Below are 9,924 nucleotides of genomic sequence, written 5' to 3'. Positions count from 1 at the left end.
CGATGACGATGCTCCTTCCCGCCCTGCCCGCCGCGAGCGGGCTCCCGGCCGCGACCGACGTCGTGGCCGTGTCCGAGACCGTGCCCGACGTGTTCCGCGCGGCGCCGTTCCTCGTGCTGCTCCCGCTCCTCGGCGCGGCCGTCCTCCTGCTGGCCGGGCGCCGCAGCGACCGCTGGGGCGCGTGGTTCGGCGTCCTCATGTCCGGCGCCGCGTTCGTCGTGGGGCTGGTCCTGTTCCTCGGGATGCTGGGCCTGCCCGTCGACGAGCGCGTGGTCGACCACCACCTCTTCGACTGGATCGTCGCGGGCGGTCTCGACCTCGCCGTCGGGCTGCGGATCGACCCGCTGTCGCTGACGTTCGTGCTCCTCGTGACGTTCGTCGGCACGCTCATCCACGTGTACGCGGTCGCCTACATGGCGCACGACCGCGACCGGCGCCGGTTCTTCGCCTACCTCAACCTGTTCGTCGCGGCGATGCTCGTGCTCGTCCTGGCCGACTCCTACCTCCTGCTGTTCGTCGGCTGGGAGGGCGTGGGCCTCGCGTCGTACCTGCTCATCGGGTTCTGGAACCACCACCGGGCCTACGCGGTCGCGGCGAAGAAGGCGTTCGTCATGAACCGCGTGGGCGACATCGGGCTCATCGTCGCGCTCATGCTCATGTTCGCGACGTTCGGCGCGGTCGACTTCACGACCGTGTTCGCCGAGGCTCCCGCGGCGTCGACGGCGCTGCTCACCGCGACGAGCCTCGCGCTCCTGCTCGCGGCGTGCGGCAAGTCGGCCCAGTTCCCGCTGCAGGCGTGGCTCGGGGACGCGATGGCCGGCCCGACGCCCGTCTCGGCCCTCATCCACGCGGCGACCATGGTCACGGCGGGCGTCTACCTCGTCGTGCGGTCCGCGCCGATCTTCGAGGGCGCGCCCACCGCGCAGCTCGTCGTGGTGGTCGTCGGCGCGGTGACGCTGCTCTTCGGGGCGATCGTCGGCTGCGCGAAGGACGACATCAAGAAGGCGCTCGCCGCGTCGACCATGTCCCAGATCGGGTACATGATCCTCGCCGCCGGCCTCGGCCCGATCGGGTACGCGTTCGCGATCTTCCACCTCGTGACGCACGGCTTCTTCAAGGCCGGGATGTTCCTCGGGGCGGGCTCGGTCATGCACGGCATGGACGACCAGGTGGACATGCGCCGGTTCGGCGGGCTCGCCCGGTACATGAAGGTCACGTGGATCACGTTCATGGCGGGCTGGCTCGCGATCCTCGGGATCCCGCCCTTCTCCGGCTTCTGGAGCAAGGACAAGATCATCGAGGCCGCGTTCGTGCCCGTGGACGGCGAGCCCTGGCGCGCCTGGGTGTTCGGCGGCGTGGCACTGCTCGGAGCCGGGATCACCGCGTTCTACATGTCGCGCCTGTTCTTCATGACGTTCTCGGGCCGCCGTCGCTGGAACGACGGCAGCGGCAGCCTCGACGGCCTCGGATCGCAGGACGGCCCGGTGCGCCACCCGCACGAGTCCCCGCGCCTCATGACGTGGCCCATGATCGTGCTCGCGGTCGGGTCGATCGCGCTCGGCGGCCTCCTCGCCGCGGGCTCGCGCTTCGTCACGTGGCTCGAGCCCGTGACGGGCCACGCCGAGCACGCCGAGCCGGTGCTGCCGGTGTGGGCGCTCATGACGCTGACGCTCGTGCTCGTGCTCGCCGGTGCGGCGCTCGCGTGGCGCGAGTACGCGATGGCGAGCGTCCCGGTCCGTGCGCCGCGCGGCTCCGCGCTCACGCGGGCCGCCCGCCGCGACCTGTACCAGGACGACGTCAACGAGGCCGTGTTCATGCGCCCCGGCCAGTACCTCACGCGCTCGCTCGTCTACGCCGACAAGGAGATGGTCGACGGCGGCTGGATGGGCCTCGCCGGCCTGGTCGGCCGCGTGGGGGAGTGGCTGCGCGGGTGGCAGAACGGCTACGTGCGCTCGTACGGCGCGACGATGCTCGGCGGCCTCGTGGTCATCGCCGCCGTCGTCCTCGCCCTGACCACCGGCTCCGCGAGCTGAGAGGGAGACACCCGTGACCACCTCCGTCCCCTGGCTGTCCCTGCTCGTCGCGTGGCCGCTCGTCGGCGCCGCGGCGGTGTGGCTCACGGCCGCCGCCCGCACGCGCGGCGTCGGCGCCGGCGCCCTGCGGGCCGTGCGCGGCGTCGCGCTCGCGGCGGCGCTCGTCGAGGTCGCTCTGCTCGTCGCGGCGTTCACGGCGTTCGACACGTCCGCCGCCGGCACGCACCAGCTCACCGAGACGTACCCGTGGATCCCGCAGATCGGCGCGAGCTACGCGGTCGGCGCCGACGGCGTCGCGCTCGCGCTCGTCGCGCTGTCCGTCGTGCTGGTCCCGCTCGTCGTGCTCGCGGCGTGGAAGGAGCAGGACGGCGACGTGCGCCGCCTGCGCCACTACCTCGCGCTCGTGCTCCTGCTCGAGGCGTTCATGGTCGCGGTGTTCGTCGCGCGCGACGTGTTCCTCTTCTACGTGCTGTTCGAGGCGATGCTCGTCCCGGTCTACTTCATGATCGGCGGGTTCGGCGTCGGGGCGCGGCGGCGGTACGCGGCCGTGAAGTTCCTGCTGTTCTCGCTCGCGGGCGGGCTCATCATGCTCGCGGCGGTCATCGCCCTCTACGTGCAGGTGCCGATCGACCCGGCGACGGGCGCGCGGCCCGAGGACGCGTTCCTCACGTCGAACCTCGTGGGGTACTTCGCCGAGAACCCGATGCCGGTCACGACCGAGCGGCTGCTGTTCCTCGGGTTCTTCCTCGCGTTCGCCATCAAGGCGCCGCTCTTCCCGGTCCACACGTGGCTGCCCGACGCCGCGCAGCACGCGCCCGCGGGCACCTCCACGCTCCTCGTGGGCGTGCTGGACAAGGTCGGCACGTTCGGGATGCTCACGCTGTGCCTTCCGCTCTTCCCGCACGCGAGCACGTGGGCCGCACCGGTCGTCGTCGTGCTCGCCGTGGTGTCGATCCTGTACGGCGCGCTCATGGCGATCGGGCAGAGCGACCTCATGCGACTCATCGCCTACACCTCGGTGTCGCACTTCGGGTTCATCGTGCTCGGCATCTTCGCGTTCACGTCGCTCAGCGTCTCGGGCTCGTCGCTGTACATGGTCAACCACGGCATCTCGACCGGGGCGCTGTTCCTCCTGGCGGGCTTCCTCATCGCCCGGCACCCGGAGCGCTCGCAGCGCATCGCGGACTACGGCGGCCTCCAGAAGGTGGTCCCCGTGCTCGCCGGGACGTTCCTCGTGGCGGGCCTCTCGGCGCTGTCGCTGCCGGGCCTGTCGACGTTCGTCAGCGAGATCATGGTGCTCGTCGGCACGTTCGCGCGCAGCCCCTGGGCCGCGCTCGTCGCGGTGCTCGGCGTCGTGCTCGCCGCGCTCTACGTGCTCCTCACCTACCAGCGGATCTTCACGGGCGGCACGCGCGAGGGCCTCGACGAGCTCCCGGACCTCGGCGCGCGCGAGAAGTGGGTCGTCGCGCCGCTGGTCGTCATCCTCCTCGTCCTCGGCCTGTACCCGGCGCCCGCGCTCGACCTCGTGCGCGAGCCCGCCGAGGTCACGCTGTCCGACCTCGCGGTCGCGGGCGTCGAGGACCCGCCGCGCTCCGACCCGTTCGCGGACGCCGACGGCACGCTCGTCGAGGGCCAGGCGTCGCACGTCACCCGTAGCACCGACGAAGGGAGCGAGTCGTGAACGACTCCTTCGTGGCCCCCGCGGTCGACTGGCTCTACCTCGCCCCGATCCTCGTCGTGCTCGGCGCCGGCGTCGTCGGCGTGCTCATCGAGGCGTTCGTGCCCGCGCGCGTCCGGCGCACGGTCCAGGTGGTCCTGGCCCTGCTCGCGACCGCCGCGGCGTTCGCGCTCGTCGTCGTGCTGTGGCGCGACCCCGCCGTCCAGGGGAGCGACGTCGCCCCCTACGGCGTGCGCGTGCTCGGCGGGTCGATGGTGATCGACCCGTTCGGGCTCGCGGTCCAGGGGATCGTCGTGCTGCTCGCGTTCCTCGCGATCCTCGTGATCGCCGACCGGACGTCGACCGGCCAGGACGCGTTCGCGCCGTCGGCGGCCGCGGTCCCCGGCTCGCCGTACGAGGACCTCACGCGGCGCAAGGGCCTGGAGCAGACCGAGGTCTACCCGCTCGTGCTCTTCGCCGTCGGCGGCATGATGATCTTCCCCGCGACGGGCAACCTCCTCGTGATGTTCGTCGCGCTCGAGGTGCTCTCCCTCCCGCTGTACGTGCTCTCCGCGATGGCGCGCCGCCGTCGCCTGCTGTCGCAGGAGGCGTCGTTCAAGTACTTCCTCCTCGGCGCGTTCGCGTCCGCGCTGTTCGTGTTCGGCGTCGCGCTCGTCTACGGGTTCGCCGGCTCGGTCGACCTCGTCGAGGTCTACCGGTCGCTCGCGACGCCGGGCGGCCCGCTCGCGTCGATGCCGGGCCTGGTCGTCGTGGGCGCCCTGCTCGTCCTGGCGGGCCTGCTCTTCAAGATCGGCGCCGCGCCGTTCCACGCGTGGACGCCCGACGTGTACCAGGGCGCCCCGACGCCGATCACGGGCTTCATGGCCGCGTGCACCAAGGCCGCCGCGTTCGGCGCGCTCCTGCGCGTCCTGTACGTCGTGAGCCTCGGCCTCGCGCAGTCGTCCCCGGCCACGCGCGAGGACCTGTTCGTCGCGCTGTGGGTGGTCACGCTGCTCACGATGGTCGTGGGCACCGTCGTCGGCGCGGTGCAGACCGACGTCAAGCGGCTCCTCGCGTACTCGTCGATCGCGCACGCGGGCTTCATCCTCGTCGGCGTCGTCGGGTTCTCGCAGCTGTCGCTGCGCGCGACCGTGTTCTACCTCCTCGTGTACGGCCTCGCGACCGTCGGCGCGTTCGCCGTCGTCACGCTCGTGCGGGAGACGGCGCCGGTGCGCGAGCGCGTGCCCGCGACCGTGGGCGCGGGCGCGGGCGAGGCGGGGGCGCCGGACAACCCCTCCGACGACTCGGGCGAGCAGCCGGTGGCGGTGCTCGGCGAGGCCACGCACCTCGCCCAGTGGGCGGGTCTCGGACGCCGCAGCCCCTGGCTCGCGGGCACGTTCTCGCTGTTCCTGCTCTCGATGGCGGGCATCCCGCTCACGGCGGGCTTCGTCGCGAAGTTCACCGCGTTCGGCGCGGCCATCGCGGGCCCGGACGGCCAGGGCGGCGGCTCGACGTGGGTCCTCGCCGTGGTCGGCGTGCTCGCCTCGGCCGTGGCCGTGTTCTTCTACGTCCGCATCATCGTGCTGATGTTCTTCACGGCCCCCGCGGGCGGCGCGGACGAGGGGTCCGGCGAGGGCGCGGGAGCCTCCGAGGGGGCGGGCGTGACGGTCGTGCGCTCGGCCGGCCCGACGACCGTGGCGATCGCCGTGTGCGCGCTCGGGGTGCTCCTGCTCGGTGTGTTCCCGTCCCCGGTTCTCGATCTGGCGGCCGAGGCGGTTAAGTTCGTCCCGTGACCTCTGTGCCTCCCGTGCCCCCCGCGCCTGCCGGGCAGCGCGGCCCGCGCGACCGGACCGCGCCCGTGACGACCACCGCGATCCCGATCTCGGACCCCGAGCTCGCGGCCGCCCTCACCGAGCGGCTCGCGGGCGTCGAGACCCGGCTGCGGGCCGCCGTCGCGCACGCCGACCCGCTCGCGGACTCGGCGTCCCGGCACCTCGTCAACGCGGGGGGCAAGCGGCTGCGCCCGCTGCTGACGCTCCTCGCCGCCGAGCTCGGCGACGCGACGCGCCCGGAGATCGAGGAGGCGGCGGTCGTCGTCGAGCTCACGCACCTCGCGTCGCTCTACCACGACGACGTCATGGACTCCGCGCCGGTGCGCCGCGGCGCCCCCTCCGCGCACGCGGTGTGGGGCAACTCGGTCGCGATCATGGTCGGCGACCTGCTCTTCGCGCGCGCCGCCTCGACGGTCGCGGCGCTCGGCCCCGAGGCTGTGCTCATCCAGGCGCGCACGTTCGAGCGGCTCTGCCTGGGCCAGCTGCACGAGACGACGGGGCCGGGGGAGGGCGCCGACCCCGTCGAGCACTACCTCGAGGTGCTGGCCGACAAGACGGCGTCGCTCCTGTCGACGTCCGCCCGGCTCGGCGCGATGTTCGCCGGGTGCCCGGCCGAGGTCGTCGAGACGGTCGCGGCCTACGGCGAGAAGCTCGGCGTCGCGTTCCAGCTCGCCGACGACGTCCTCGACCTCGCGTCCACGGGCGACGAGTCGGGCAAGACGCCCGGCACGGACCTGCGCGAGAAGGTGCCGACCATGCCGGTCCTCCTGCTGCGCGCGCGCATCGCGAAGGGGACGGCGACGCCGGACGACGTCGCGCTCGTCGAGCTCCTCGACGCCGACCTCACCGACGACGACGCGCTCGCCGAGGCCGTCGCGGCGCTGCGGCGCCACGAGGTGCTCGCGGAGACGCGTGCGCTCGCGGTCGGGTGGGCGAGGTCGGCCGTGACCGAGCTCGACACGCTCCCCGGGGGCCCGGTGACCGACGCCCTGCGCTCGTTCGCCGAGGCGCTCGCGGACCGCGCCGCCTGAGCCGCCTCCGCGGGGTGAACTTCCCGCGCCCGGCGCGCGGTGCGCGCGCCCGGGCGCGGCGAGATTCGTTGCCTCGGACACCGAGGTGACCTGCCTGGACGTCCGCCTCGGCGCGCGCCGCGCAGGGCCCGGGTAGGCGCGGCCGGCCTCGCCCGGGGAGTTCTCCCCATCGCGCGGGTGTCGGATCTCACCCGCTCTCCGGCTATCCTCGAGTGCGCGATCGGTGGGGCCGCCTGAACCAGTGCGAGATCGAGGGGGCCGGACGAGGGACCGATCGTCTCCCCCGAACCGGCTCCTCGGAGGTCTAGTGGGTTTCCTGGCGCGCCTGCGCGAGCACCGTCGTACCGTGGCGTCGGTGAGCACCGTGTCGGTGTTCTCGACGGCGCTGGTGGGGCTGGCTCTCTTCTACGAGGGTGAGGCGACGGCGGACGTCGACCTGAACGACTCGGGTGTGTGGGTGACGAAGACGTCGGCCGGCCTGCTGGGACGGTTCAACTACGAGTCGCAGGCGTTGGACGGGACCCTGAACGCGGGTAGTGCGTCGTTCGACGTGCAGCAGGACGCGGGTCGGGTGCTGCTGGACGACGCGGGCACGGGGTCGGCGTCGCCGGTGGACGTGGCGCACCTGAAGCTGTCGGGTCAGGTGCGGTTGCCGGCGGGTGCGCAGGTGGCCTCGGGGGGTGCGACGACGGCGGTCCTGGACGGCGAGGAGGGGCTGTTGTGGGTCCTGCCGTTCGAGGGGGCGACGTCGTTCGACGCCGAGGAGCTCGAGCCCACCGCCGAGGTCGAGGGCGCCGGGGCCGTCGCCGTCTCCCAGGACGGGACCGTGTTCGTCGCCGTGCCCTCGACCGGGACGCTGTGGACCGTGAAGACGTCCTCGCGCGGCGTCGTCGACGGCGAGCCGTCGTCGTCGACGTTGCCCGTGGGCAAGGGCGCGGAGGTCGAGGTGACGGCGGTCGGCGAGAAGCCGGTGGTGCTGGACCGGTCGGCGTCCCAGCTCGTGCTGCCGGGCGGGAAGACCGTCGCGCTCGAGGGCGGCGACCAGGCACGGCTGCAGCAGCCGTCGCGGGCGTCGAGCGACGTGGTGGTCGCGACCGCGTCCGGGCTCGTCACGCAGCCGCTGGGCGGCGGCGACGCGCTGCGGCGGGCGGCGCAGGGTCGCCCGGCCGCGCCGGTGCAGCTCGGGTCGTGCACGTACGGCGCGTGGGGCTCCACGGGGCAGGTCGTGCGCGACTGCGACGGTACGGGCCGTGACCTGGACACGACCCTGGAGGGCATCGACCCCCAGGCGCAGCTCGAGTACCGCGTGAACCGTCAGGTGATCGTGCTCAACGACCTGTCGGCGGGGACGTTGTGGATGGCGGCGGACGAGTACCAGAAGGTCGACGACTGGGACGTGCAGATCCCGGAGGAGGCCGAGGGCGAGGAGTCGGACGCGGAGCTGACGAACCCGGAGCAGGTGGACCAGTTCATCGCGGACCGGTCGCAGCCGAACCGGCCGCCGCAGCCGAAGGACGACAGCTTCGGGGTGCGTCCGGGGCGCACGACGATCCTGCCGGTGCTGGGCAACGACGTGGACCCGGACGGGGACGTGATGACGGCGTCGCTCGCGGGGGACTCGCCGTCGAACGCGACGGTGCAGGCGATCATGGGCGGCGCCGCGCTGCAGGCCGTCGTGCCCGAGGACGCGACGGGGACGGGCTCGTTCCGGTACTCGGTGTCCGACGGTCGGGGCGGGACCGCCGACGCGTCCGTCTCGCTCAAGGTCTCGCCGTGGGGCGAGAACGCGCCGCCGGAGCAGACGGGTGACCCGGTGCTGCGCGTCGCGCAGGGCGGCACGGCGACCATCAAGGTCCTGCCGTACTTCAAGGACCCCGACGGCGACGACCTCTACCTCGCCTCGGCCGAGGCGACGGTCGCGGGCGACGACGTGCGCTCGCGCCCCGACGGGACCGTGGACTTCCGCGACGGTGGCGGCTCCACCGGGCGCAAGATCGTGACCCTCGCCGTGGCGGACGGTCAGGGCGGCCTGAGCGAGGGCAAGCTGCTGATCGACGTGGTGCCGGGTCCGCAGCCGCCGATCGCGGTGAGCGACCACGTGGTGGTGCCCGCGGGGCAGCCGGTGACGGTCGAGCCGTTGCGCAACGACACGGACCCGAACGGCGACGAGCTGCGCCTGGCGTCGGTGTCGGAGTCGGCACCGGCCGAGATCACGCCGAACTACGACGCGGGCACGTTCACGTTCGTGTCGATGGAGCCGCGCTCGTACGACCTGACGTACCAGGTGACCGACGGCCCGGACGCGACGACGGGTCTGGTGCGCGTGGACGTGCTGCCGCCGTCGGCGGCCGAGGGCGCGCCGATCGTGGTGACCGACACCGCGCTGCTGCCCGCAGGCGGCAAGACCCTCGTGGACGTCCTGGCCAACGACACCGACCCCGCGGGCGGCGTCCTCGTCGTCCAGTCGGTCACGGTGCCGGACGACGCCGGGGTGTCCGTCGCCGTGCTCGCGCACCAGATGCTCCGCATCACGGAGCTGCGCCGGCTCGACGGCCCCGTGAGCATCGGCTACACGGTGTCCAACGGCACGGAGACGGCGACGGGTGAGGTGCGGGTCATCCCGGTGCCGGCGCCCACGCGCCTGCAGCCGCCGAACGCGGCGGCGGACGAGGTGACCGTGCACGCCGGGGACGTGGTGACGATCCCGGTGCTGCGGAACGACACCCACCCCGACGGGCTCGAGCTGTTCCTGCAGACCGAGCTGGAGCAGGACGTCGACCCCGCGCTCGGGGAGGCGTTCGTCTCGAAGGACACGCTGCGGTTCAAGGCCGGCCCCGAGGCCGGCACGGCCTACGCGATCTACCGGGTGCGCGACGTCAACGGGCAGGAGGACTCCGCCCAGGTCACGATCCGCATCCGCGACGGCGAGGACAACGCGCCCCCGCAGCCCCGCGAGATCGAGGCCCGCGTCCTGTCCGGCGCGACGGTCCGCGTGGACGTGCCGCTGGACGGGATCGACCCCGACGGCGACTCGGTCCAGGTGACCGGGATCGCGTCGCCCGCCTCGAAGGGCACGCCTCAGGTCGTCGACGGGATGATCGAGTACACCGCGTCGAAGAACGCGACGGGGCTCGACACGTTCACGTACACGGTCCTGGACGCGCGCGGCGCGACGGCGAACGGCACGGTGCGCGTGGGGATCTCGCGACCGGGCGAGACGAACCAGCCGCCGGTCGCGGTGGACGACGAGGTCACCGTGCGGCCCGGTCGTACGGTCTCGGTCGCGGCGCTGGTGAACGACACCGACCCCGACGGCGACCAGGTGGGCCTCGTGCCCGGCGGCATCGAGGACACCCACGACCTCGACGCCG

At 73.3% G+C, this 9,924-nt stretch carries 5 protein-coding genes; all 5 read left to right on the top strand.

Translation table 11 applies throughout. The features are described 5' to 3' along the window. The first annotated feature begins 2 nt into the window (after positions 1-2). Positions 3-2,033, top strand: a complete 2,031-nt coding sequence (gene nuoL / locus GYH36_RS10625; protein WP_162289835.1) for an NADH-quinone oxidoreductase subunit L — start codon at positions 3-5, stop codon at positions 2,031-2,033. 13 nt (positions 2,034-2,046) lie between these two features. Continuing rightward, complete coding sequence (locus tag GYH36_RS10620; protein WP_162289834.1) at positions 2,047-3,714, top strand: NADH-quinone oxidoreductase subunit M; 1,668 nt, start codon at positions 2,047-2,049, stop codon at positions 3,712-3,714. Further along, positions 3,711-5,483 (top strand): NADH-quinone oxidoreductase subunit NuoN, encoded by a 1,773-nt coding sequence (gene nuoN / locus GYH36_RS10615; protein WP_162289833.1) that lies wholly within the window; start codon positions 3,711-3,713, stop codon positions 5,481-5,483. Before GYH36_RS10620 ends, nuoN begins: the two co-directional genes overlap by 4 nt. 65 nt (positions 5,484-5,548) lie before the next feature. Then, complete coding sequence (locus tag GYH36_RS10610; RefSeq protein ID WP_115942034.1) at positions 5,549-6,553, top strand: polyprenyl synthetase family protein; 1,005 nt, start codon at positions 5,549-5,551, stop codon at positions 6,551-6,553. A gap of 355 nt (positions 6,554-6,908) precedes the next feature. Further along, positions 6,909-9,924: Ig-like domain-containing protein (locus GYH36_RS10605; RefSeq protein ID WP_312028592.1), on the top strand; the 3,016-nt coding region annotated here is incomplete at its 3' end.

This window comes from Cellulosimicrobium composti, from assembly GCF_010287905.1.
GTDB classification, from domain to species: domain Bacteria; phylum Actinomycetota; class Actinomycetes; order Actinomycetales; family Cellulomonadaceae; genus Cellulosimicrobium; species Cellulosimicrobium composti.
Note: the sequence above shows the minus strand (reverse complement) of the source record. Positions and strands in the feature narration are given on the sequence as shown.

Bases quoted from the DNA above. Each gene is read 5' to 3' on its own strand.
- nuoL (WP_162289835.1), top strand. From the start codon at position 3: ATGACGATGCTCCTTCCCGCCCTGCCCGCCGCGAGCGGGCTCCCGGCC.